Annotated in this window: 17 protein-coding genes; 1 reads left to right on the top strand and 16 read right to left on the bottom strand. The window is 51.0% G+C overall.

Annotation, left to right across the window (positions count from 1 at the left end; translation table 11 throughout):
• Nucleotides 1–47: 47 nt before the first annotated feature.
• The 16 genes from HMPREF2756_RS08430 to HMPREF2756_RS08355 all read right to left on the bottom strand — a co-directional run bounded on the left by HMPREF2756_RS08430 (nucleotide 48) and on the right by HMPREF2756_RS08355 (nucleotide 21,752).
• On the bottom strand, nucleotides 48–2,681 hold the full coding sequence (locus tag HMPREF2756_RS08430) for a DUF6493 family protein (protein ID WP_070620269.1): 2,634 nt from the start codon (nucleotides 2,679–2,681) through the stop codon (nucleotides 48–50).
• Between the two features lie 22 nt (nucleotides 2,682–2,703).
• Nucleotides 2,704–5,289, bottom strand: coding sequence for a DUF6493 family protein (locus HMPREF2756_RS08425; protein ID WP_246825903.1), 2,586 nt, complete (start codon nucleotides 5,287–5,289; stop codon nucleotides 2,704–2,706).
• A gap of 135 nt (nucleotides 5,290–5,424) precedes the next feature.
• Complete coding sequence (locus HMPREF2756_RS08420; RefSeq protein WP_070620261.1) at nucleotides 5,425–6,804, bottom strand: SWIM zinc finger family protein; 1,380 nt, start codon at nucleotides 6,802–6,804, stop codon at nucleotides 5,425–5,427.
• A 247-nt stretch (nucleotides 6,805–7,051) separates the two neighbouring features.
• On the bottom strand, nucleotides 7,052–7,309 hold the full coding sequence (secG, locus tag HMPREF2756_RS08415) for a preprotein translocase subunit SecG (RefSeq protein WP_172461380.1): 258 nt from the start codon (nucleotides 7,307–7,309) through the stop codon (nucleotides 7,052–7,054).
• 122 nt (nucleotides 7,310–7,431) lie between these two features.
• Nucleotides 7,432–7,842 carry a hypothetical protein gene (locus HMPREF2756_RS08410; RefSeq protein WP_048752228.1) on the bottom strand — a complete coding sequence of 137 codons (411 nt, stop codon included), beginning with the start codon at nucleotides 7,840–7,842 and terminating at the stop codon, nucleotides 7,432–7,434.
• 144 nt (nucleotides 7,843–7,986) lie between these two features.
• A complete protein-coding gene (locus tag HMPREF2756_RS08405) occupies nucleotides 7,987–9,612 on the bottom strand; it encodes a BCCT family transporter (RefSeq protein ID WP_070620258.1) in 1,626 nt (541 codons plus the stop codon).
• Nucleotides 9,613–9,901: 289 nt separating this feature from the next.
• Entirely contained in the window at nucleotides 9,902–10,249 is a 348-nt protein-coding gene (locus tag HMPREF2756_RS08400) for a DUF6176 family protein (RefSeq protein WP_070620255.1), read from the bottom strand.
• A 128-nt stretch (nucleotides 10,250–10,377) separates the two neighbouring features.
• Entirely contained in the window at nucleotides 10,378–11,154 is a 777-nt protein-coding gene (gene tpiA / locus HMPREF2756_RS08395; protein ID WP_013399020.1) for a triose-phosphate isomerase, read from the bottom strand.
• 142 nt (nucleotides 11,155–11,296) lie between these two features.
• Nucleotides 11,297–12,754 (bottom strand): hypothetical protein, encoded by a 1,458-nt coding sequence (locus HMPREF2756_RS08390; protein ID WP_070620252.1) that lies wholly within the window; start codon nucleotides 12,752–12,754, stop codon nucleotides 11,297–11,299.
• 118 nt (nucleotides 12,755–12,872) lie between these two features.
• Nucleotides 12,873–14,096 carry a phosphoglycerate kinase gene (gene pgk, locus HMPREF2756_RS08385; RefSeq protein WP_070620250.1) on the bottom strand — a complete coding sequence of 408 codons (1,224 nt, stop codon included), beginning with the start codon at nucleotides 14,094–14,096 and terminating at the stop codon, nucleotides 12,873–12,875.
• 270 nt (nucleotides 14,097–14,366) lie between these two features.
• On the bottom strand, nucleotides 14,367–15,371 hold the full coding sequence (gene gap / locus HMPREF2756_RS08380) for a type I glyceraldehyde-3-phosphate dehydrogenase (protein ID WP_070535121.1): 1,005 nt from the start codon (nucleotides 15,369–15,371) through the stop codon (nucleotides 14,367–14,369).
• Between the two features lie 469 nt (nucleotides 15,372–15,840).
• Nucleotides 15,841–16,806 (bottom strand): DNA-binding protein WhiA, encoded by a 966-nt coding sequence (gene whiA / locus HMPREF2756_RS08375; protein WP_070620247.1) that lies wholly within the window; start codon nucleotides 16,804–16,806, stop codon nucleotides 15,841–15,843.
• A 136-nt stretch (nucleotides 16,807–16,942) separates the two neighbouring features.
• Nucleotides 16,943–18,013 carry a gluconeogenesis factor YvcK family protein gene (gene yvcK, locus HMPREF2756_RS08370; protein ID WP_048752243.1) on the bottom strand — a complete coding sequence of 357 codons (1,071 nt, stop codon included), beginning with the start codon at nucleotides 18,011–18,013 and terminating at the stop codon, nucleotides 16,943–16,945.
• Nucleotides 18,013–18,903: an RNase adapter RapZ gene (rapZ, locus tag HMPREF2756_RS08365; protein WP_013399016.1), complete on the bottom strand. Its 891-nt coding sequence runs from the start codon at nucleotides 18,901–18,903 to the stop codon at nucleotides 18,013–18,015. Before rapZ ends, yvcK begins: the two co-directional genes overlap by 1 nt.
• A gap of 103 nt (nucleotides 18,904–19,006) precedes the next feature.
• Nucleotides 19,007–20,980: an excinuclease ABC subunit UvrC gene (gene uvrC, locus HMPREF2756_RS08360; protein ID WP_070620244.1), complete on the bottom strand. Its 1,974-nt coding sequence runs from the start codon at nucleotides 20,978–20,980 to the stop codon at nucleotides 19,007–19,009.
• A gap of 91 nt (nucleotides 20,981–21,071) precedes the next feature.
• Complete coding sequence (locus HMPREF2756_RS08355) at nucleotides 21,072–21,752, bottom strand: lysophospholipid acyltransferase family protein (RefSeq protein WP_004004596.1); 681 nt, start codon at nucleotides 21,750–21,752, stop codon at nucleotides 21,072–21,074.
• 459 nt (nucleotides 21,753–22,211) lie between these two features.
• Here HMPREF2756_RS08355 and HMPREF2756_RS08350 point away from each other — a divergent pair, with 459 nt between their 5' ends.
• On the top strand, nucleotides 22,212–24,623 hold the full coding sequence (locus HMPREF2756_RS08350) for a nitric-oxide reductase large subunit (RefSeq protein WP_070620241.1): 2,412 nt from the start codon (nucleotides 22,212–22,214) through the stop codon (nucleotides 24,621–24,623).
• Nucleotides 24,624–24,628 lie beyond the last annotated feature (5 nt).

Raw genomic sequence — 24,628 nt, 5'->3', positions numbered from 1 at the left:
GGGGGTTACGGTCTTAGGATTATGACTCCCACTTTTATTTCGCGTCCTTAGTCATTCAGCATATTGATAGTATTGAGGTGACTTGCTTCTTGCCGTGCTTTCTCCGCGAGCTCGGTCGGATGCGGCAGCAGCTTTTCAAGCGCACGCAGATTCTTCGCCAACACAGTGGAACCTTTCATCTTCGGCCGCAGAACCTCAGGAATCTTGATACTAGCACCGTACTCCCCTGCTAATTGCACTAAAAGCTGCACCAGGGCACTGCCCCGATTTATCTCACCTACCATAGGCAGCATGTTCTCTAGCACCTGCACGATACGCCACCCCGCCAGCGGGCTAATGGATGCAGCGTCCTGTAAACAGCTGGCTGCCCGTATCGGTTTAACCCATCCCCCTCGGAGCAGGTAGGCCAGTTCATCCGCAAGTAAAGAAGTATCGAGCATTCCACGACCCGCAAGAGCGGCAATAGATTCGGCGGTGAGAGCCCTGTGCTCAGCTGCTGCTGCACCAGTTAGCCAGCCCAACACGGAATAGGCGGGGTCTTGCAGAACCTGATGTGTGTGGGTGATGGTATCCAGTAGGGCGTCAAGCCCCTTGACGTGTTTCTGGAATCCTGTTGTAGTGACGAACGGCATGCTCTGCGCTGCCAATGTATTGGGGTTATTCTGCAGAAGCCACGCATACCATTGCATAAGGGTACAGTGAAAATCGTCGATTGCCTGAACAGCACGGTGCATAAACTCTTCCGGAATGCCTGCGGTGTTTAGAGCTGCCTGTGCGAAAGGCATCTGTGCGGTCGGTAGTTCGTGATCTTCAATAAGCCACATCATCAGGCCGCCGTTGGGAGCCTCAGCATAGGCTTGGTCGTACATATTGTGAGGACGCGGGCGGTAAGTGAGAGGTTCAACATGGCGTGTCCAGGTGCTCTCTTCTGCGTGAGGTATAGGCGCAAATACAAGGTTTTCTGGATGTTCTAAACAGTTAATCTGCTCTTGACAGAGCCCCGCCGGTCCACGATAATTTGTGGTCGTTTTCTCTATACGGGGTTTTTGACGCCCCAGAGATCCAGTGTGTTCAACCTGGTAGGGCTGGATGGTTTCGCCAGTCTGGGGGTCGGTATGGAATTCATGCCGGTACCCGGTAAAACCTTGCGGCAGTTTTTTAAAAAGTTTTCGGTGCGGGGCAATCACCCGGTACATCAGATAGTTGCCTAACGCATGAGTACCCGAGCGGATACCGGAATTCACGCATCGTTCAGCCAGAAAGTCCTGCTGGGCCGTATCAAGAGTAATGCGAGGATTATGCGCTAAATAATCAATGAGTTGCGGGAGCTGCGAACCGTCACCTGTGCCTTGGAGACAGGGAATAAGACCATCCATAAACTCAGCATCACTCGTATAAATATGCACCTGTGGGGTTGAAACGTGCTGCTCTAAAAGTTGCGGCAGATTCTCGGGAATCATGACGCTGCCCATTACTTGCTCCGCGTGAGACGGTGCGCTAGTTTTATCCGCCGCGGCTTCAGCAGGAGACATGAGTGTTTGCGCAGCGGGCTGCAGATCAGGCGGGAGAGATTCTGCGGTTTCCCTCATCAAGCCGTCCACATCTTGAGTATACTCGGGGTGCGTTCTAGCAATAGCGCCAAGGAGTGCGATCTGCGCCCGGAGTATTTTCTTCTCGGTGCGAAGCATCACGGTGCGAGAGACATTAAGTAAGTCATGAATCTGGGGTTCGGTCAGCTTTTCGACGCATGACATCAACATTTCTTGAGCCAATCCCACGGAGGTTGAGGGAACGGTAGTGAGCACTGAGGTGAGCAGATTGGTGTTACCAAGGTTCTCGTCTGGGGTGGGGTTCATCCCCCGATAGATGTGGTGAAAGATACTGGTGTTCTTGGCAGAAAAGTCGCGGAGCATCGCCTTCAGACATTCAGTAAGCAGGCGGTCACGGAATCCGTCAAAATTCTCCTGCAGCATGTGGAAGAGAGCGAGCGTGTCCGCGTTTTCACGCCCTGACCACTCTTTCCGCAGAAGCCCTTCATCTGTGAAACACGCCCACATTTCGTGTTCTAGCGTCTGAGGGTTGTTCTTGAAGAAAGAGATAACCTCTTCCCAGTTCTCGGATGAGCCAATGTACATGTCAGGAACGGCCGTCACGAACCCCCAGAGGTAGGAGCGCGTGGTATTGGTAAGTCCGCGTTCGTGAAGAAGCTGATGTATCTGCACCCAGAGCGTGGGCAAGTCGTCACCAAACCTGCCATAGCCACGCTCGTTAACGAACCCGGTTATCCAGGTGTTATCACGTTCGCTGAGTCCAAGCATCATGGCTTCTGTGCGTTGGCTAAGGTATTGTTCCGATTCAGCGGTTGAAAACTTCCAGTTCGCCTCACCGGGTAATCCCCGGCCGATGAGGTTTAAGAGCTCAACACCCACATGTTTGAAGGTTCCACCCAGTGCGGCCGCCGTGTAGACGCACACAAGCCGCTGCTCGGTCGTTCCTTCACGGCTGTAGCGGTCTATGAGCTTTTTAATGGAAAGTGTGCGTGCAAGGCTCTTGCGCTCATCCTCGGTGGCACCGGTGAGAACTTCATGGTATTGCCAGAAGGTGGCATCGTCACGTTTCAGCAACTCCCGCAGGCGGGCGCGACGTTCCGTAAGACTAGGTTGCGGTATTTTTGGTGTCATAACGGGCTCTCAGTTTCTGCGTTTAGGGTTGTGCGCAGCGGTGTTGGTCCAGCAGTTCTTGGGCTTGGTCTCGGGCCTGCTCCGCAAGCTCGGTCGGATGAGGCTGCAGCTTTTCAAGCGCACGCAGACTTTTCGCCAGCACGGTCGATCCTTTCATTTTGGGCCGCAAAACCTCAGGAATCTCGATACTGACACCGTACTCCCCCGCCAGCTGTACCAAGAGCTGTACCAGAGCGCCGCCCCGGTTAACCTCGCCCACGGCAGGCAGTATGCCTTCTAGTACCTGCATAATCCGCCAGCCCGCCAAGGGGCTAATCGACGCAGCATCCCTAAATGTCTGCTCAATTCGTTGAGCCATCACATGGTGCTGACCCAACAGCCAACACAGTTCTTCGGCTAATAAAGCGGTATCGACCATGCCCCAATCCGCCAGGGAGGCGAGCGCCTCCGCAGCATTGGCGCGCACCTCGGTAGTTTTAGCGCTGGCACCAAGCCCGAGTGCGCTGTAGGAGGCGGCACCCAGTGCTCGGTGCATATCACCTAGGATGCGCATGATGATATCGGCGCCATAAGCATTATGGGCATGGATAGCTGCCACAAGAATAGGCATGGTCTGTGCGCTAAAAATATCCGGGTTGTTCTGCATCAGCCAGCCGTACCACCCCATGACCGTGCGGTACGCAGGATAGTATTTTGATTCCACCATACGGTGCACGTACTCGATTTGCGTGCTGTTGGTGTTAAACGCAGCAGCTTCAACGGAGAGCGCGGCAGCATCGGGCGTATCCGTTCCAACCCACAGCGGGAATTGCAGAGGGAAGCTGTGCTCCCGAGCAAGATATAGCGATTCCCAATACTGGGTGAGGACTGTACCCGTAGTGCGTTCAAGGGCTACTCGCTGGGGCGCAAAAGGCGCAGCCACTACGCTGGTTTCTGCGTCTTGACCCGCAAAAATCAGGGCGAACAACTGCTCCATCAGCAGCATGTGAGGTCCGCGCTCATTGAGACGAAGTTCTGTCCCTGTAGCTTTTACGTTAAAAGGACGAGGGTGATACTTCTTAGCCGTCTGTTCATCTACTATCACCGGGTCCCCGTGCTCATCGCTTAGGTAGAGACGTTCTGTATACCAGGTGGGGATGATCGGTATCTCAGCAATATCAGCGTGTTGTATCTGCCCGCTTTTGATGAGTGCCGCAATGGCAAGGTACGGGATATTGGGACTGGAGAGGGTATAAATACCGAATGATTCTTCTATGAGAAGTTCACGAGCTTCCCAGAGAAGCTTCTGCTCTGCACCGTTTATTTCCAGACTCTCGGCATGTTCCAAGTACTCCAGGATACGCGGAATATCGGTGCCATCGCCTCCTTGGAAGGTTGCTGCCAGGCATTCCATTAGTTCCCGATCCGTAGTAATAGGCGGTCGAGGCGTCAAGCACCCCTGCGGTTCACGATCCTTCGGGGTGATATCCGGTACCGTGATGCTCCCCGCTGCGTTCTGAGGTATGGGTGGCTCTTGCACCGAATCGTTGATGAGCTTCTGGGCCTTGTCTTGAAGGTCCAATGGCATAGACTTGAAAGCATCCTGTACTATCTGGCTTACTTGTTCAGTACATTCGGGGTGGACTTTAAGCAGTAGAGAAAGAAGCCGTATCTGAGCATGCAGAATTTTCTTTTCGGTGCGCGTCAGCACCGTTGCTGAAACCTCAATGAGCTCACGTGCTTGCGCGTCGGAAAGCTCGTAGACTGCCTGCTCCAGCAGATCTTGCGCCATGGCGATAGCTGGGCTATACGCCGTTCCCAACACCGAAAGGTAGAGCGCAAAACGCTCCTTAATTTCTTGAGGTGTTGGCTGCAGAGCAGCATGGGACCGATAAAAATGCCGCACATGGTGGGCCGAGTAGTCGCGCAGGAGACCTTTGAGCGTTTCATCCAAGAACCTGGGACGAATATCTGGAAAAGTTGCGCACATGACCTGAGCAAGAGCCGAAAATGACGACGAACTTCGATATTCAGGCTGCAAGGTGGGATCCCACCTAGACTGTGCGAGTATCCCTTCAGCTGTGAAAGCATCCCAAAATTCTCGTTCCAGCAGCACAGGATCGTGACGGAAGAACTGCTCTATATTCTGATACTCTTCCGCAGACTTTTCCCTCACGTGTGGGACGGCATTTATCACCATGCAAAGATACCCTGGCGATAAGCTCGTCAGCGAATGTTCACGTATAAGTTTATTGAGGTGTGTCCAGGAACGTATGGACCAATCGTCTGAACATTCTTCAACAAAATGCAGAACCCACTCATCGGATCGTTCTATTACCCCTTGAGTTAAGAATTCCCAGAGCTGCTCAGTAGCAGGCATAGGCGGCTCAGGAATAATATTAAAATTCTCATCTCGAAGAGGATGAAAAAGTTCACTTATGATCCTTACCGCACGCGGAGTCGAAGAGGTTAAAGCCCCTACTGCATATGCGGCCAAAGCTGCTTTCTCCCCTCGGGCTTTCGCAAGTTTCGTGGGCGATAACGTCCTGGCCAACGACGCGCGTTCTTCCTCTGCCGCCCCACTAATCACCGCGTGATAATCCTCAACGGTTGCGTCGTCACGTTTCATGAGCTCCCGAAGGTGTGCACGACGCTCTCCAAGGCTCGTGTGCTGCGAATAGTTCTTCTCATCCACCATTACCTGTTTGTATATTTGGGTGTGTACGGAAAATATGCTTCTTTACGGATGCAACCCGGTATCGGGCTAATATAGCCCGCCACGACGTTTAATACTTACCGCCAGTACATGTTTGCAGGGTCCTCGGGTGCCCCGGTATTTCACCCACCACGGGCAGGTACACCGGTATTCTTCGATTTTCTCGGCAGGGGTTACCGTGTAGAACGTATCCCGCGACTGTACGCGATAGGTGCCGTCTCCGTCATCCCACACCGCACCGGAGTCAATAAGCTTCTGGGCACTCACAAGCCGCGGATGCATAGCCTGCAGGGCATCCGCCTGCACAGGCAGCGGCCGGTGGAAGTACTCCCCTGCCTGCACATCAAAACCGACCTGTCCGGAGGATGCCAGTAATGCGAGGGCGTTGCGTACTTGAGTATCGTTCAGCCCGCTGCGTGCAGACATGACGGGCACCTCAATACGCGGCTCAAAGGACAGAAGCACACTGAGCATATCTGCATTTTCAGCAACTGACGGATTGGAGAGCGCCTGCAACACAGAACCTTCTCCTGAGAATCCGCGTGATTTTTCGGGGCTCAGCCCAATGCTCAGGCGCGCGCCTGGCAAGTGGGCCACCCACACGCTTGACACCGGGGTGTTACCTGAGGTGACCGGTTCGCTGTATGCTTCTAGGCGGGTCATGAATCGGATGAGCGGCTCAAGCGCCCGCAGCCGCTCCGGTCCGGCCACACACACCGACCCAACGGTGGCTCGGGTAGCCAGCCTCAGTGAACGCACCGCACGGGTTGCCCACATGACGCTTTTCGTGGCGGATCGGCGCGGCAGCCCCTGGATGAACATGCGAGCTGCTGCCGCGTCCAGAGAATGAGTGGGCTTCATCAGGGATGAGAGCATCTGTGTTTCGGCGAACCCTTTGAGCCAGCGTACTGGCAGGGGCACTTTATCTTCCTTCACTTCACCGTCTAGGGTGGTGGTCAGCAACCCTTCATTCCCCACATCCATGTGGAGAGGTTCGCCAGCCCGGAGAGAAGCTAAAGCGGTGCGAAGCGGCGGATTCACGTCCACATTTGTCACGCCCACAGCACTGTGGGTAGCATCTAGGGCGGAGGAGTCTACGTCAAGTCGGGCGTAGACACCGCAGCAGGCGCTAAAGGATTCAAACCGGAGTCCCTCGCTGGTGCTGGTCACTACCGGGTCGGCAGCCCGCAAAATGGCGGCGACCATGCCGGGTGGGGTGTAGTAGCGGGTGCGGGCCACGCGCGCAACCACCAATAGCGACGCCGCGATTACATCAGGGTGCTCCATGAATCCTGAGAAGAAGTAAGGGTGTGACGCCGCGCCTTCCGGTGTGCTGCCACCGCTAGTTGCTAAAGCAAGTCCAAGACTGCCGTCTTGTTCATGCAGTAAAGAAGGGTTTAGATATGTATAGGTTAGAGTCTGTGCCATGGCGATCCCTTCAGTGGTTGGATATGCTAGGTTTTCGCCTTATCACTACTATGCCTGAACCCCGAAAGTTTTGGCATCTTTTCCGTCATCCTAGGGAAAATATTATCTACTTGTCTCTATATCAGACACTCGTCATGACTTGATCCTCCGTCATCTTATGCACCGACAATCTCCATAATTACTACAGTAGGACATATAAGAAGCCCCGGCAGATGTACCTGCCGGGGCTTCTTGAAATATATAAAGTCTATATGACGAACTGTCCGTTAAAACGTAGTGCTAGGCCGTAAAGCACCACGGCAATAACCCAAATAACGGTAACTGTAATGGTCAGACGGATTAGGTTCTTAGAAGCCATACCTGAAGAATTCAGTGAGCTGGTCATACCGCCACCAAACATATCGGACAAGCCACCACCCTGACCGCGGTTCAAGAGCACCAGAAGCACGGTGATAATGCTGGTAATCACGATGACTACCAAAAGCACATTCATAATGATGTCCACAGCGGGCCTTCCTAATAGGTCGATAATAAAGCCTGTCCCATGGCAGACTTTAATAACTATACGGTATAGAGACTCTGTGGTCATTCTCTAACACGTAATAACGCGTAGAGCGAAGGGCTAAATTACTGCCTAAACTGAGTGACACGCCGCTGATATTCGCTGGGGGTAAGCTGAAATGCATCTGGACGGTCTCGCAGTGCTCGCCCCGCATCAAGTGGATTTCCCTCAGTATCGTAGGCGTAAACATAACCGCCCTGAACAAGATAGTACGTAAATTGTTGGGCTACACCCCAGTAGTTGCCGCCTTCGGCATAGAATCCCAAGTCTACCCAATCGCGTAGTTTTACCTGAACGGGCACTTCTGGGGAACTTGTACGATGGTACAGCCAGTCCAGGAAACTATCACGTTTATTTTCAAAATACACGATCTGCGGAGTCTCAGCAGTAGGCGCAGAGACTCGTCGGCCTCGAATAATGAGGACCACTATGACCGCCAAAAGACCTGCAACGACAAGGGATATAATTGCAAACATAGTTAAAGTCTAACGGGTTGAGTTTCCGGGATGCAGGGACTTAGCTTATAGGGTAGCTACAGTTTGCTAATCCATAAATAAAAGACCTTCCCAGGAGTGATAACCAACACTTGGGAAGGTCTTTTATTTTACGATGCTAAAAATTTATGATTCTTTTTGAACCACTTTTGCCTCAGACTTTTCCTCTGATATCTGATCGTCTTCAGAATCTTCAACCTCGTAAGGTTCATAAGATTTGAAGGGCTGTCCCTTTTCAGGATACCGTTTAGGCGAGATCGACAGACCCATCTGAACCTTCTCGTGATACACCTCAACTATTAGCGCCACCACGATTAACGCAATCACAACGGCGAAGGGTAACGCAATAATAATCAGCGTATTCCGCAGAGCGTCTAGCCCGCCAGCATACAGCAGCACGGTTGCAATACCCGCGACGATAACACCCCACACAACTTTCTTTCCGTTAGTGGGGATAAGACGCCCATCTTCAGAAAGCATTGAGAGCACATAAGTTGCTGAGTCTGCTGAGGTAATGAAGAAGGTAAAGATCAGGATGATTGCGATGATCGACATTAACATACCCAGCGGGTAGTGTTTGAACGTGCCGAACAGCAGTTGTTCATCCTCTAGTTTCGTCAGATTCTCTAGACCGTTCTGCTGTACCGTATTAGCCATCGTACCGAAAGCGGAGAACCAGATAAAGCTTAAGACGGTAGGTATCAGAAGTACTACAGTAATAAACTCACGTATTGAACGGCCTTTGGAGATGCGGGCGATGAAGAGGCCAACGAAGGGCGACCAAGAGATCCACCATGCCCAGTAGAAAATGGTCCAGGTATCAATCCAGGCGCGTTCGTCACCGTTAAATGCGGCGGTTCGGAAACTCATCTCGAAAAAGTTCTGCATGTATAGACCGATGGATTCCGTCATATTGTCGAAGATTTTGACGGTGGGGCCAACCGCAATAGCAATTGCCAGAAGTGCGATAGCCAGAATCATATTAAGATTTGAAAGGATTTTAATACCTTTACCCAGCCCCGAAAGAGCTGAGAGCACAAAGAGAGCAGTGGTTACTACGATAATAACAGTGCGTGCCTCCATGCTATTAGGAATGGCATTATCAGTGAGGTAGCTCAGCCCACCATTAATCTGAATAGCACCGAAGCCAAGCGTGGTTGCCACACCAATAACGGTTGCCACCACAGTAACAATATCTATAATATATCCCAGCCAGCCATCGGTTTTTTTACCGAAAAGCGGCTTAAGTGTGACAGAAAGAAGATATTTCTCTCCCTTACGGAAACCGAAATATGCCAAAGCCATAGCCACAATACCGTACACAGCCCAGGCGTGAATACCCCAGTGGAAAAACGTAAATTGGAAAGAATCTGCCATCGCTTGCTGTGACCCGGGTTCAGCACGCGGGGATTTGCTAGCAAAATGCGAAAGCGGTTCGGCGGCACCGTAGAAAACCAGACCGATGCCCATACCAGCAGAGAAGAGCATCGCAATCCATGATCCAGTTGAATACTCGGGTTTCGAATCTGGCTCCCCCAGCTTAATCTGCCCCATAGGGCTCAAAACAAAGAAGCCGCAGACAAATACAATAAGAGTTACAAGCAAGAGGTAGAACCAACCAAAGTTAGTTCCAATCAGTGACCTCCAATTTTCGGCAATTTGCCCGTAACCCGGTACAAAGCCCAGAGCCACTAATATTAATGAGATAATTAATGAACCAATAAAAACAGACGTATACTTGCGTGATTTCATGTCTCACCCTCCTAAAACGCTTAGGCACAAGTGTAACAAATCTCAAAGATTTTACAAAACCAAACATTTTAAACATATAAAAATAATTTAAATTATAGTCAATTAAATTAAATTTAAATAAAACACAGCCAACTGCATCAAAATAACTCAAAATCCTTAATCATTCTGTTATATTTTAGATATTATTATAATAATATTAGCCGTAGATCTATACCGAAAATCGCTAACTTTCCACATTTTTACAGAAAAATTTTAGGTACCGCCTATTGTGCTCCAAAGCTACATTCTCTTACCCTGAGGCAACTTTACGAACATCTGGTAGCATCATCAGAACCTCCATCGTTAGATCTTCTCCCGGAAATGTAGGGTCAATAACCTCGCGCCAGAACCTTAAATGCTCCTTATCCACCCGGTGCTCTGATTCTTCTACAGGTTGTGCTCCCTGCCCCTGTACGCTGTACCAGTACAAGTACATATGCCCATCACGAACCTCCGAAAAGATCGTTTCAACATACATTTTCTCGGGCGCTAAAGTCTGCTCAACGGAATCCATATTCTGGCGAAGAAAACGCATCCATTCTACAGCTCGCTCTTCTTGACCTTTTCGCACCCGAAATCTGGTGAGCTCAACCTGCATCAATATCAGCCTTTCTAAATATGGAATGAGAATATTTCTGTTCATGTTCGTAACATTACACAAAATGGTAGGCGCCTAGCGCACGAATACACGTATGCTAGACGCCTTTAATACGAATTACTGCTTAGCTATGCGTCAAAACGCGCAATTGCTGCAAACTCTTCAGCCTGAAGGGAAGCGCCACCTACCAGCACACCATCCACGTCTTCTTTCCCCATAATAGAGGGTGCAGAAGAAGACTTAACCGATCCACCGTAGAGAATACGAACCTTCTGAGCAACGTCTGCGGAGTAGAGCTTTTCAAATTCAGCACGTATAGCCGCAGACATTTCCTGCGCATCATCAGCAGTTGCGACCTTACCAGTGCCAATTGCCCATACAGGTTCATACGCAACCACGAGAGTTTCTGCTTGCTTGGCGCTCAAGCCTGCAATAGAACCGCGAAGCTGCTCAAGGGTAAAGTCCACATGAGTGCCAGCCTCACGAACTTCCAGAGCTTCACCAACGCACAGTACCGGAGTCAAATCATAGGTGTAAGCAGCCTGTACCTTAGCAGCGCATAGTTCATCACTTTCGTGATGGTAAGTGCGACGCTCAGAGTGTCCTACGAGAACGTATTTCGCACCAAGTTTTTGCAAAAAAGCACCAGAGATCTCTCCGGTATACGCACCGGATTCATGTACAGAAAGATCCTGACCGCCATACTCAATACTCAGTTTGTCACCTTCAATGAGGGTTTGTACGGAGCGAATATCGGTAAAAGGAGGGAATACCGCTACCTCAGTCTTTGTAAAATCAAAATTCGAATCATCAAGAGTCCATGCTAGCTTCTGAACCAACGTAACGGCTTCAGCATGGTTAAGATTCATCTTCCAGTTACCGGCGATCAGCGGTTTGCGCGACATATTTTTGCTCCAATCCCCCAAAAAATCAGGGTATAGATTCGGAAATTTCTATCTTCTATTTTAATGGTTTGATCACTCAAAAAACACTAAATGCTCTAGGTTTTATCTGGATTTTTAGGCTAGTCAGGCCTACTCCGAAAAGCTACAGATCAAGTTTCCAGGCGTTTGCCATTTGTTCTGTCTCCTGTATGAAGAATTCCCGAGTATTTTCCGACATGTTCTGCAGTATTAGAGCATCAAGTTCTTCTTCGTCGTAATCTTGAAACATCTCATGGTAATCAGTGTACGCATAACGATGCGCCATCACGATTGCTTCATGAGCGCTGTGGGCGAGGCTCCAGGCCTGTAGGGTATTTCCATTCTCAGCCAATGCTTCCTCATAACATATACGCGCATGGGTATACATCGCATAGGTCGCTACCATAAGCGGAGCAAAATTTCCTAGAGTATAGATATCCCACTGAGTCAGCAGCATTGTGAGGTAGCGCCGGTACGGTTCAAGCAAACAGCCCAAAATCTCTGTAAAGGTCTGTTCAGGAACATCCGATTGCACAAGATCCAGAAGGTAGAGCACAGTATCAGCGTCGTCAGCAAGAGAGTAATCTTCCAATGCTCTTATCGATATAGACTCTAATCTCGCGAGATATTCGAGTATATGAACGTACTGTTCATCGCCAGAAGTCTCCCGCAAAATTCTTACCACTTGACGAAAAGCAGTAACAAAATCCACATGCAGCAGTTGACTTTCCCGCGCACAGTCTGCATAGTTTTCAAGGGCAAGTACAAGATCTGAGGCGCCCGATTCATACGCGAGTGCTAGATTATAGAGTCCCGTTTCAGGTTGTGACTTAGCCTTTTGGGCAAGGTGCTGGGCGCGTACTATCGCTTCTTGGGCAACACGCTGTCCTGTCTTCAGAATGCTCTGGCGTTCTTCTACAGAAATAAGAAATGCGTCTGATGGAGCCATGACTACCGGGGAATCTATAACTGTTGGCATAATCTCTGGAATAATCTGCGCCGTATCTTGTGCACGTTCAGATAAGATACGTATCATCTCGTGTTTTTGTCCTGAGATATTAGTTGTAGTCCAGATATTATTCTGCAGACACCGGTAAGCAACTTTTACAATATCGTATGCAGCGTTATAACTCGGAAAATAATATTCGGCAAATTCTGGGTTTTGTGGGTTTATCTCCCACGCAGCGTTATAAGTGTAGTAGCTTAGGAGCGCTTGAGTAGTTTTTTGATGAAGCTCCGTCACGGTTTTCTCTAGATAACTCGGGAGCTCGTCCAGGTGATCTTCAAGGTCAGTTACTAGCGTCTGAATAATATCCCTAGATTTTTGTGCTTGCAGCATGGTGATAGTCAGTTTGTGGTCCCGATCAGCTGCTGAGTTTTCCCAAAAATCTGACAAATTATCGGCAGAGGCACCATACAAATAATCCGGATGTTCTGAAGCTGATGCGACTTTAGCTTCGTCTGCCTTCCGAGGTTCCTTTAGACTTTGAGCAGATACCTGTCTTTCTTGCCGCACTTCACGTTCATAGTCTGCGACTGTTGTAGCTTCGCGGGAACCAAAGTATTTAGAGAAAAATCCCATGGAATGCATCCTTGCGATGTGGGTTATGGCTATCTATCTATGAGCATATAGGAACGCACCCGGCACGTCCTTGAGGTTGAGAGCCGGGTGCGTTTTCCTAGCGGCAGCGCAATAAGAGTTATGCGCCTAGAGCGTCCAAACCTGGCAGGGTCTTACCCTCAATGTATTCGAGCGATGCACCGCCACCCGTAGAGATGTGTCCGAACTGTTTGTCAGCAAAGCCAAGGTTGCGCACAGCCGATGCAGAGTCACCACCACCAATGATGGAGAATGCATCAGACTCAACAATTGCTTCTGCAACGGCCTTCGTACCACCGGCAAAGGGAGCAATTTCAAAGACGCCCACCGGACCATTCCAGAAAATAGTCTTCGCATTCTTAATCTTCTCTGCGAAAAGCTCACGAGTCTTCGGTCCAATATCTAGACCTTCTGCTTCGGCGCCGAGTTTACCGCCGGTGAGATCCTCGACGGGGCGAATCTCAGTGTTAGCCTCTGCTGAGAAGTCATCAGCCCAGACAACATCAACAGCGGTCACGATTTCTGTTCCCTTCTTGGGAGCTTCTTCTAGGTAACGCGTTACAGTCTCAACTTGGTCTTTTTCAAGCAGGGAATTACCGACTTCGTAACCCTGCGCATAGGCGAAGGTATATCCCATGCCACCACCAATAAGAATGGAATCTGCCTTGCCAATCAAGTTGTCGATCACGGCAAGTTTATCAGAGACCTTCGCACCGCCCATGACGACGACGAAGGGACGCTCGGGATTATTAAGAGCCTTTGAGAGAACATCGACTTCCTTCTTAACAAGGTCGCCAAGGTACGCGGGCAGACGCTTCGCTACATCGTAAACTGACGCATGCTTGCGGTGAACAGCGCCGAATGCGTCATCCACATATGCGCCATTTTTACCGGTGAGAGCAACGAGCTCGTCTGCAAATGCACCACGCTCTGCATCGTCCTTAGAAGTCTCCCGAGCATCGTAACGCACGTTCTCAAGAACAAGGACTTCACCGTCTTTGAGGTCCGCAGCCTTCGCCTTTGCGTCCTCACCCACAAGATCTGCCGCTACCTTTACAGGTACGGATGCAAGCTCGGCAAGGCGCGCAGCCGCAGGGGCAATCGAATACTGGGGATCTACCTGACCCTTGGGGCGCCCAAGATGCGCGGTTACAATAACGCGAGCACCAGCTTTAGCCAATTTTTCAATAACAGGCAGGGATGCACGCACACGGCCGTCATCGGTTACCACGCCGTCTTTTAGGGGAACGTTAAGATCGGAACGAACCAGCACGTAACGTCCCGTTACACCTTCATCAAGCAGCTCTGCAAGTGCCTTAGCCATGGGAAATTCCTCCTACATTAGTGGGGATGTGTGTATTTTCAATAATACAGAATTCTGGTGGTCACATAGCCGTAAGTCTGCTGAAATGACCATTTTTAGCCTAGTTCGGCGCGGATGGTGGTTTAGGCAAATTCTACCGATATCCCAGACATACACGCCTTGTTCTTTACTTCGTGGTACAAGAAAACCCCAACTCTACGGTAAAAACATGCTGTAGAATTGGGGTTCTCCTCGTCAGCTCGTAAAGTAGCTATCCTTGCGCAGATAGGCTTAGAGAGAAGCCACGACCTTGTTGGTAAACATTACCAAGCGGGATACATAACCATACTCATTGTCGTACCAAGCGATAACCTTCACTTGGTCGCCAATAACCTTGGTCAGCGGCGCATCGAAGATAGTGGAGATTCCTTCGCCCTCAATGTCCTTCGATACGATGGGATCCTCGCTGTACTTGATGATGCCCTTCATCGGACCCTCGGCTGCAGCCTTCAGAGCCGCATTAACTTCTTCCTTAGTAACCTCGCGGGATGCGGTGAAGGTAAGGTCGGTAATGGAGCCGGTAATGGTAGGAACGCGAACTGCGAAACCGTCCAGTTTACCCTTGAGCTCGGGAAGCACGAGGCCAACTGCTGCTGCCGCACCGGTGGAGGTGGGAACCATGTTGACAGCTGCTGCACGTGCACGGCGTAGGTCGGAGTGGGGAGCATCCTGCAGACGCTGGTCAGCAGTGTATGCGTGGATAGTAGTCATCAGACCCTTTTCAATACCAAAGGAATCGTTGAGAACCTTTGCCAAAGGAGCCAGGCAGTTGGTAGTGCAGGATGCATTGGAGACAATGTGGTGGTTCTGCGGATCGTACTGCTCGTCGTTCACGCCCATCACGAAGGTACCGTCAATGTTCTTGCCGGGTGCAGAAATAATAACCTTCTTAGCGCCGGCATCAATGTGCGCCTGTGCTTTTGAACCTTCGGTGAAGAAACCGGTAGACTCAAGCACAACATCTACGCCGAGGTCCTTCCAAGGAAGATCTGCGGGATTGCGCTCAGCAAGGATCTTAATTTCCTTGCCGTCGACAACCAGTACATCATCCTTGACCTCTACGTCGACCCCCAGGCGACCCATAATGGAGTCATACTTAAGTAAGTTGGCAAGAGTCTTCGGGTCGGTAAGATCGTTGATTGCTACGATCTCAAAGCCCTCAGCCTCAGCGCGCGCGGCGCGGAAGAAAGTGCGGCCGATGCGACCAAAACCGTTGATAGCTACGCGTACAGTCACTGGAGTATCTCCTTGTCAGTGCATTGAGTTTGACGGACTAGAGCCATTGTTCATGGGTCTCATGCAAGAGTCTCTAGAGTCTTTCGTCTCACGCTGGTTGCGTGTCCGCCGGTATTGTTATAATCGTACCTTAGTTTATGTGCGTTTGGGTGTGTTTTTATCAGGTATTTTTGTGATTTACATTACGAAATTGACCAAAAACTCTTTGTTTTCTGTTGTTTTACGTTGAATTCAGCGGCTCTTTATGTTGGGATATGGTTATAGCTACTCAAACGCAACTGATGTCAAACTAAGAAAAAATATACATAAAGACTTTATAGTTAGATCCTTCTCTTCTATGAAAGAGCGCACGACCCCACGCGCCACCGCATCACAGTAGTATTAGCTTGCCTATAAAAATTTTTTGCGCAACAGAAGGGCGGGTTATCTGTAGAGAGTTCAGATAACCCGCCCTTGACACGACAATTACTTATGAAGACTTCGGGAGTTCAGTTCCAGGAATCCCCAGTTCCTTTGCACGTTTATCGGCCATGACTAGCAAACGACGAATACGTCCAGCGATCGCATCCTTCGTCAGAGGAGGATCTGCCATACGTCCCAGCTCGTCCAAAGAGGCTTGCTTATTCATGGCACGCAGCTCGCCCGCATAACGCAGATGATCTGGAACATCGTCTCCTAGGATCTCCAAAGCACGTTCTACACGGGCACCCGCAGCCACAGCTGCCTGAGCAGAACGACGCAGATTTGCATCATCAAAGTTTGCCAGACGGTTCGCGGTCGCCCGAACTTCCTTACGGGTACGCTGCTCGCGCCACGCTTTAAGGGCGTCCTGAGCCCCCATACGCTCCAAAAGCCGGGCTATAGTCTCGCCATCGCGAACCACAACACGATCCACTCCACGAACCTCACGCGCTTTAGCAATAATTTCCAAACGCCGGGCCGCTCCCACAAGAGCAAGCGCTGCTTCCGGCCCCGGGCATGTAAATTCGATTGCTGATGAGCGACCAGGTTCTGTGAGCGATCCATGTGCCAAGAAAGCACCACGCATGACCGCTTCGGCGTCCTGAATGGAGCCATTGACAACAGCAGGCGGCAGCCCCCGCACCGGGCGGCCGCGCAAATCTAAAAGACCGGTTTGTCGAGCAAGGGCTTCTCCCCCGGCGTCAACACGCACTATATAACGCCCGCCGCGGCGTAAACCGCCACCGCTGACGCTCGTTATCTCAGCCTCATGCCCGTATATTTCAGCAATGGTTTGCTGCATGCGTAACGCGGTCTGTTCGGAATCAACTTCTGACTCAACAACAATCCGCCCAGAAACGATGTGCAAACCACCAGTAAAGCGCAGAATAGTCGAAATTTCCGCCTTACGTACTGATGCTTTGCTCGTTTCGTATCTGGCCAGCTCATCCTTAACGAGCGCGGTAAGAGCCATTGTTGTTCCTTCCCACCGTGAGGTTCGTATGATGTGATGTGCTGATAATGCACTCAGCTATGCTACACGCTCTACTTAGAGAAACGGTTTATCTTGAGGTGGCATAAATAGAAAATAAATTCCACGCTCCTTACCTCTAAAACTTGAACGAAAATAGTTCGTGATAAGCCGCTGCAAGTTTCAGAGGATTATGTACATTGTTTTCAGCTGATGCTCGTACGGGTGCCCACATCACACGCGCTCCCATAGATTCTGATTCTCGTTCCAGTTCACTACGTACAGACTTGGGTGTTTCGTCATCAGCAATGACCGCGTCCAATCGAAGACTCGGGGCGTATCGTTTCAAGAGTGCTAAATGTGCGGCTGGGGTGAATCCAGCGGTTTCTTCGTCATCCGAAAGATTCATAACCACACAGCGCATAGCTTCTGTACGGCAGATAGCATCGCGCTGTGCTTCTAACAGCAAGTGCGGCAAAACGGAGGTGCGCCACGACCCTGGGCCTAATATTACCCAATCGGATTCCTCAATAGCGGTTAGCGCTTCCGGACATGGGCGCGCGTCTTTGGGAGTAAGCCCAATATCGTGCACTTGCTTTTCTTTTGAGAGGTTAACCTGCCCGCTAATACGCACCCGTTCGATGCCACCGCCAGCATGTTCCCGTAGCACCGTACCATAAATCACCATAGGATCCAATGCCATAGGAAGCACCCGACCACGGGCGTTGAGCAGAGCTCCCGCCCAGTCAAGCCCGGCAACAGGGTCTTCGAGAAGCTGCCAGAGCGTCGTAATAAGCAGGTTTCCAAGGGCGTGATATTCAAGAGGAAACTCATCATTATACCCCTCGGGCGCGCTAAAACGATGCTGCATAACGTCTCGCCACGTTCGCCCCCAATCGGTATCATCGCAAAGGGCCGAGAGAGCCATACGTAAATCTCCCGGAGGAAGTACGCCCATCTCTTTACGCAGGCGACCCGATGAGCCTCCGTCATCGGCAACTGTTACTACAGCCGTTAGATCTGTTGTGACATGCCGAAGCGCGGACAGCGAACCGTAAAGCCCATGCCCACCCCCCAAAGCTGTTACTTTGGTAACGCGGTGAGTACTTTTAAGAAGCCGTAAAGCCTGAGTTGGTAACGCGGGTAGTTTCGGGATTCCCTGGGTGTCAGAGCCGACAGGCAGATCAGGTGAATGACCGATGCGTACCATTACTCACGCCCCTTATCACGATGTAATACGTGTACGTTAACTTCAGGGAACGCGCTCAGGCGCCGAGCGATTTCTTCCGTGACAGCGACCGAGCGGTGTTTCCCGCCGGTGCATCCTATAGCGATGGTGGCGTAGTATTTTCCTTCGCGACGGTACCCTTCCAGAACCGGACGCAGAGCTTCCAAGTAGTTGCTGATAAATTCCTCAGTCCCAGAGTTACTGAGCACGTAGTCACGTACTGGGGCATCCTGTCCGGTGAGCGGACGCAATTCAGGAATCCAGTGCGGGTTTGGAATAAAGCGCATATCTGCCATGAAATTTGCGTCTGTGGGTGATCCATGTTTGAACCCAAAGCTCATGACAGTAAGGTTAAGTTTTTTATCCGGTCCGTCAGCAAACATCTCGCGTACTGTACGTGCAAGCTCGTGCACGTTCATGCCCGTGGTATCAATCGTGCGGTCAGAGGCGAGTCGAAGCCCCTCGAAGAGGGAACGTTCGGCACGTATACCGTCAAGTACGCGACCTTCTCCTTGAAGCGGATGGGGGCGACGCTGTGCCTCATAGCGAGCCACGATAGTTTCATCTTTGGCGTCTAGAAAGAGCATCGAGAAATCAACGTCAGATTTGCGAAGAGTTTCAATAGCCGCTGGTAAGTCGTCGAAAACCGCGCGGGCTCGTACGTCAATCCCCAGTGCAACCTTCGGAACTTTGGCGCCGTCCTGCGTAACGAGTTCCGCGATCGATTCCAGCATTTGTGGCGGAATATTATCAATCACATACCAGCCCTCATCCTCAAGGACATTAGCAACAGTGCTACGACCTGCGCCTGAAATACCGGTAATTACCAATATCTGGGGTTTTTGCGATTTATTTAGCAATTCGTCACTCATTATGCAGTTTCTCCTTTGATACGAATTGTCTTTAGTTCTCCATCATACTAGACAACCCCTTATGGCGGACGGCTATCTGTGCATAAATACCCGGGGTGCTGCCTCAGGCAGTTTCCTTTTGGTTGAGGTGGTCATGCACTTTTTGCGCGAGCGCAGGTCCTACCCCTGAAACCTGTTGGAGTTCTTTAATCGAGGCGTTCCGTACTTTAGCAACCGACCCAAAATGTTTAATAAGCGCCGCACGCTTGACACTGCCTAGTCCGGGCACAGAGTCCAAAGCAGAAGCCACCATAGCTTTACCTCGTTTTGCGCGGTGGAAGGTAATAGCAAAACGGTGTGCCTCATCGCGAATACGCTGCACAAGGTATAGCGCTTCAGAGGTGCGGGGCAGAATCACTGGGAAATCATCGTCAGGTAACCACAGCTCTTCGAGACGCTTTGCGATACCTACCACGTAGATATCCTCAATGCCGAGGTTACTCAGGGCGGACTGGGCGGCTGCAACTTGAGGTGGACCGCCATCAACTAAGACCAGATTAGGCGGATACGCGAATTTAGCTGGTTCTTGTGCCGAGCTATCCGCCGCAACTTCTCCCGAGGACAAAGGTGCTTCCGCACGTTGCTGCTGCTCGGCGAGATAGCGTTTAAATCGCCTGGTGATGACGTCATACATACTGGCGGTGTCGTCACGAGCAGCATCCCCTGTGATCGAGAATTTACGGTAGGCACTTTTGCTGGGCATGCCGTCTTCAAAGACCACCATAGAGGCTACCACGTTAGTACCTTGCACATGGGAAATGTCGTAGCATTCTATGCGCATGAGCGGGTCCGGTAGTTCTAAGACTTCTTGGAGCTCCACGAGCGACGCTGAACGGGTGGTAATATCCCCAGCACGACGGCTCTTGTGCAGGGTCAGGGAATGTTGGGCGTTCTCGGCGACCGTTTTCATCAGCGCCGCTTTATCGCCGCGCTGCGGTACTGCAATATCGACTTTGGCACCACGCACACCTGATAGCCATTCCTGAAGCTGCTGGGTATTCTCCGGCATAGTAGGAACTAAAATCTGTCGAGGGATCTCATGTTGTGTAGCGTCTAACCCGGAATCCTCGTCGAAAGCTGCAGCGCTAGCAATATTTGCCGCCATTTCACCATAAACCTGAACGAGAAGCTGCTCTATCAGCTCGGTTTCACCACCATCGTTAACCTTCTCAACGATCCAGCCACGTTGGCCTCGAATACGCCCACCGCGCACGAAGAACACCTGCACTGATGCCTCTAACTCGTCCTGAGCAAAGGCGAAAAGATCAGCATCAACAGAGTCCGATAAAACCACGGCGTTACGTTCAAATGCCTTTGTTAACGCGGTAATATCGTCACGTAATACAGCTGCACGTTCGAAGTCCATATCGGCTGCAGCTTTTTTCATACGTCGGGTAAGCTGGGTAATAAATTTTTCGGCACCCCCTGCCATGAAACGGCACAACCCATCCGCTAGTTCACGGTGTTCTTCGGGGCTCACACGCCCTACACACGGTGCTGCGCATTTATCGATATACCCTAAAAGACACGGGCGTCCCGAAGCCTCGGCACGTTTAAAGACTCCCTCCGAGCAGGTACGCACCGGGAATACGCGCAGAAGCGCATCTAAAGTTTCACGAATAGCCCACACTTGTGAGTAAGGACCAAAGTACCGCACACCTTTTTTACGATCACCGCGCATGATCTGCGCTCGCGGGAATTTATCACGCATTGTGACTGCAAGGTAGGGATAAGATTTATCGTCGCGGAACGCTATGTTAAAGCGGGGTTTGTATTCTTTGATCCAGGTGTATTCAAGCTGTAGAGATTCCAGCTCGCTGCCAACCACCGTCCATTCCACGCTGGCGGCAGTATGCACCATAGCGTAGGTTTTCGGGCTCAGCCGTTCTGGGGCTACGAAATAGCTGCTCAGTCGGTTGCGCAGGTTTTTTGCTTTACCCACGTATATAACTCTGCCGTGGGAATCACGAAAACAGTATACACCGGGGTGCGTTGGGATATCGCCGGAGGCTGGGCGATAGCTCTGGGGATCTGCCACGAACGCTCCTCACGGTGTAGTACTGAAAAATAACCACGCATCCATAATCAGGATGCGCGGTTAAGTGTACTCGTTTTTAGACTGGCAAGCGCTACCCTGCGTCACGCTCGGCGGAGGGCGAAACGTTGTATTCGTCCTTCCGGGCTTGGCCCGAGAGCTGAGCGATAGCATCCATGATGTGGTCGGTGGTCTGACGGCGCTGTTTACCAGTCATTTTCTCGCCGGTCTTCTCAAAATGCATGGGTTCCCCCACGCGGATGGTAAACCGGTGAGGGTAAATCATATTTGAGCCGGGCTTCTGCAGACGTTCGGTTCCGATAAGACCCACAGGAACTACTGGTGCTCCAGTCATATGGGCTAGCCAGGCTACACCAATTTTGCCGCGGTATAAAAACCCGTCACGAGATCGTGTACCTTCAGGGTAGATACCGAAGACTTTACCCTCTTCAAGTTTTTCAAGAGCTAGATCGAGTGCTTTAAGGGATTCCGAACGGTCGGAGCGGTTCACGGGGATAATGTCTACGGCTTCAAAAAAGGCCTTCATGGCCTTGCCTCGAATACCCGGTGTATTTACGTACTCCGCCTTCGCGAGGAATGCTACTCGGCGGGGCATCATAGCGGAGATAATAATGGAGTCGAGGAAGGATAAATGGTTAGATGCCACAATTACGGGCCCCTTCTTTGGGAAATGCTCAAGCCCGGTCACCCGTGCCCTGAATACAGTGCGCAGTAGCCCCGTTACTACTTTTTGCCCTGCCTTGTACGCCAGCATGTCCGAACTCCTTATGGTTCTGGTGGTTTTCTCCGTTCTTTATTATTCCATACGGATTTTATAGGCTTGACGCTTGTAGTAACTTTTTCGGGATCAGCAAAGATATTATGAAAACCTATGAAGTGTTTTCTTTACTTTCTTATTATTTCAAGCAGATGCATATTCTTAAGGAACCCCACCAGGATTAGAGTACAAAAATCTTGCTTAATTCTTAGGTAAGCCTCACCTAAAAATAAAAATGAGGTACTAAATTATATCAAACAATACACAACATGAGAACTATTCTTACTTTACCTGTGTAATTTCTTTCATAATAATGACACCGTGTCTGTAAACTTTCTAAATTCGTATTCGTAATGCAAGAATAAAACTAAGTGCCCCTGTGGGTTTCCTAATTATGGGGATGCTTGCCGCGAGCACTAACAAAAATCAATCCACGCACACTGGAGACACATCAAAATGGCTAAGAAAACCGTAACGCGCGGGGAGATCGCCAAGATCACCCGCCGCACGGATGCAGTCGGTGCCTATGCTGGAAAAGGCTGGGTACAGGCTGTAGCGTTTGTGATGCTCTTGGGCTTTACCATCATGGCCGTCTTGGCGATGCGCACCTACGCGCTCTCTATGCCGCTCCCCGATAAGATCGTCGGCAATGACGGTAAAGTTATCGCAACTGCTGAGCAGATTCAGCATGGCCAGGAGCTCTATCAGAGCCGCGGTTTGCAGCAGTACGGCTCCGTTCTGGGTCACGGTGCGTACATCGGTCCGGACTTCACCGCAGAATACCTGCGCAAGACCACCGATGCCGCCGTTGATAAATACCGCTCAGAAGGCAAGCAAGAACCGCGCGAAATCGTTAAAAACGAGTGGCGTCACGAGAATAAATACGACGAACCCAGCAAAACCCTTACCTGGACCGAAGGACAGACCAAGGGTTTCAGCTTGATGACAGACCACTACAAGGACACCCTTACCCGTGGTGATACTTCCTTAGGTCTTTTTCCTAACGCTATTAAGAGCGACGAAGAACTGCACGATTTGACGGCATTCTTTGGGTGGACGGCATGGGCGTCGGCCGCCGAGCGTCCTAACCAGGATTACACCTACACCAATAACTGGCCCGCAGAACCAAACGTTGATAATAAACCTACTGCAGACCTCATGGTTTGGTCGGCTCTATCGCTCATCGCCCTCATTGGCGGTACCGGCTTGTTGTTTGCCATATATGGTCGTTGGTCGCGCACCATCGGTTGGCACGGCGAAGAAGCCCCAGTCCTTGACTTCCGGCAGCCGGATGAAGTTAAGCTCACCCCCTCCCAGAAGGCAGCTGGACTCTTCTTCATCACGATTATTGTTCTATTCCTCCTGCAAGCCTTGGTGGGCGCTCTCACCGAGCACTATCGCGTTGAAATAGACGGGTTCTTCGGTATCAATATGGGTGAGCTACTGCCCTACACCGTGTCTCGAACGTGGCACGTACAGCTCTCCCTCTTCTGGACGGCTGCGGCGTTCCTAGCTGGTGGTATCTTCATTGCCCCGCTTATTACCCGCAAAGAGCCGAAGAAGCAAGGTCTACTCACCGTCGTCCTCTTCGTGGCCGTGGTTATTGTGGTGCTCGGTTCGCTCCTCAACGAATGGTTCTCGCAAAAGGGCTGGATACCCGAGAACACTATCTTTGCGCAGCAGTGGGAGTACCTTGATCTGCCGCGTTTCTTCCAGATTCTGCTCACCGCTGGTATGTTCATCTGGATTGTCATTGTTTGGCGTACCCTTAGCTCACGCCTCAAGAGCGGGAAGAAAACCTCCATGCCTTGGTTGTTCCTCTTCTCAGGTCTGGCAATTCCGATGTTCTACGCCGTGGGTATGCTCGCTGGTCAGCGCACCCATTTCTCAGTCGCCGAGTTCTGGCGCTTCTGGGTGGTGCACCTGTGGGTTGAAGACTTCCTCGAACTCTTCACCACTGTGATGGTTGCTTACGTCTTCGTACTCTTGGGTGTGGTGCGCGAGCGCATCGCTATCTCCATCATCATGATGGATGCAGTGCTCTACTCCGCCGGTGGTGTGGTTGGTACTATGCACCACACCTACTTCGCTGGTACTCCTTCGGAACAGATGGCATTCGGTGCGTTCTTCTCGGCAGCAGAGGTTATTCCGTTGACCTTCCTGACTGTTGAGGCGTGGGGCTTCATGCAGTTGGGGGCTCGCCAGTACTCCAACCGCACCAAGCCGTTCCCGCATCGTTGGGCTGTGATGTTCCTTATTGCTGTAGGCTTCTGGAACTTCTTGGGCGCAGGTGTCTTCGGCTTCCTGATCAACCTGCCGGTTGTTTCGTACTACGAAATCGGCACCGCACTCACCGCAAACCACGCGCACGGCTCTATGATGGGCGTGTACGGTATGTTGGCACTGGCCTTCGCGGTGTTCGCGTTGCGTTACCTGATTCCTGAGAATAAATGGCCTGAGAAGGGGCTGAAGTTCTCATTCTGGGCCTTGAACATCGGCCTGATCTGGATGGTCTTCATTTCGCTTCTGCCGCTGGGTGTTGCTCAGTTGTATAAGTCCGTGGGTGAAGGCTACTACGAGGCCCGTTCCTTCGCGTTTATTCACGATGGTTCAACTGTGATTATGGACTGGCTACGCTTACCGGGCGACGTGATCTTCTTGGCTGGTATCATGCCGCTGCTCAAACTCGCATGGTTGGGTATAACTTCGTACTTCTCACAGAAGAACAAGGAAACCGTTCTGGAGCTCCCCGAGCCGCCGCTATACGAGTTGGTGGATGACGAGCGTATTGCCGAGTTTGCGGGTGCTAAGGCTGCTGACGAGCTTCCCGAACAGACCAGTCCGTACCGTAGCGATCGTCGAGGCTGACTATC

It is taken from the genome of Rothia sp. HMSC067H10, assembly GCF_001810635.1.
Classification (GTDB): Bacteria; Actinomycetota; Actinomycetes; order Actinomycetales; family Micrococcaceae; genus Rothia; species Rothia dentocariosa.
Note: the sequence above shows the minus strand (reverse complement) of the source record. Positions and strands in the feature narration are given on the sequence as shown.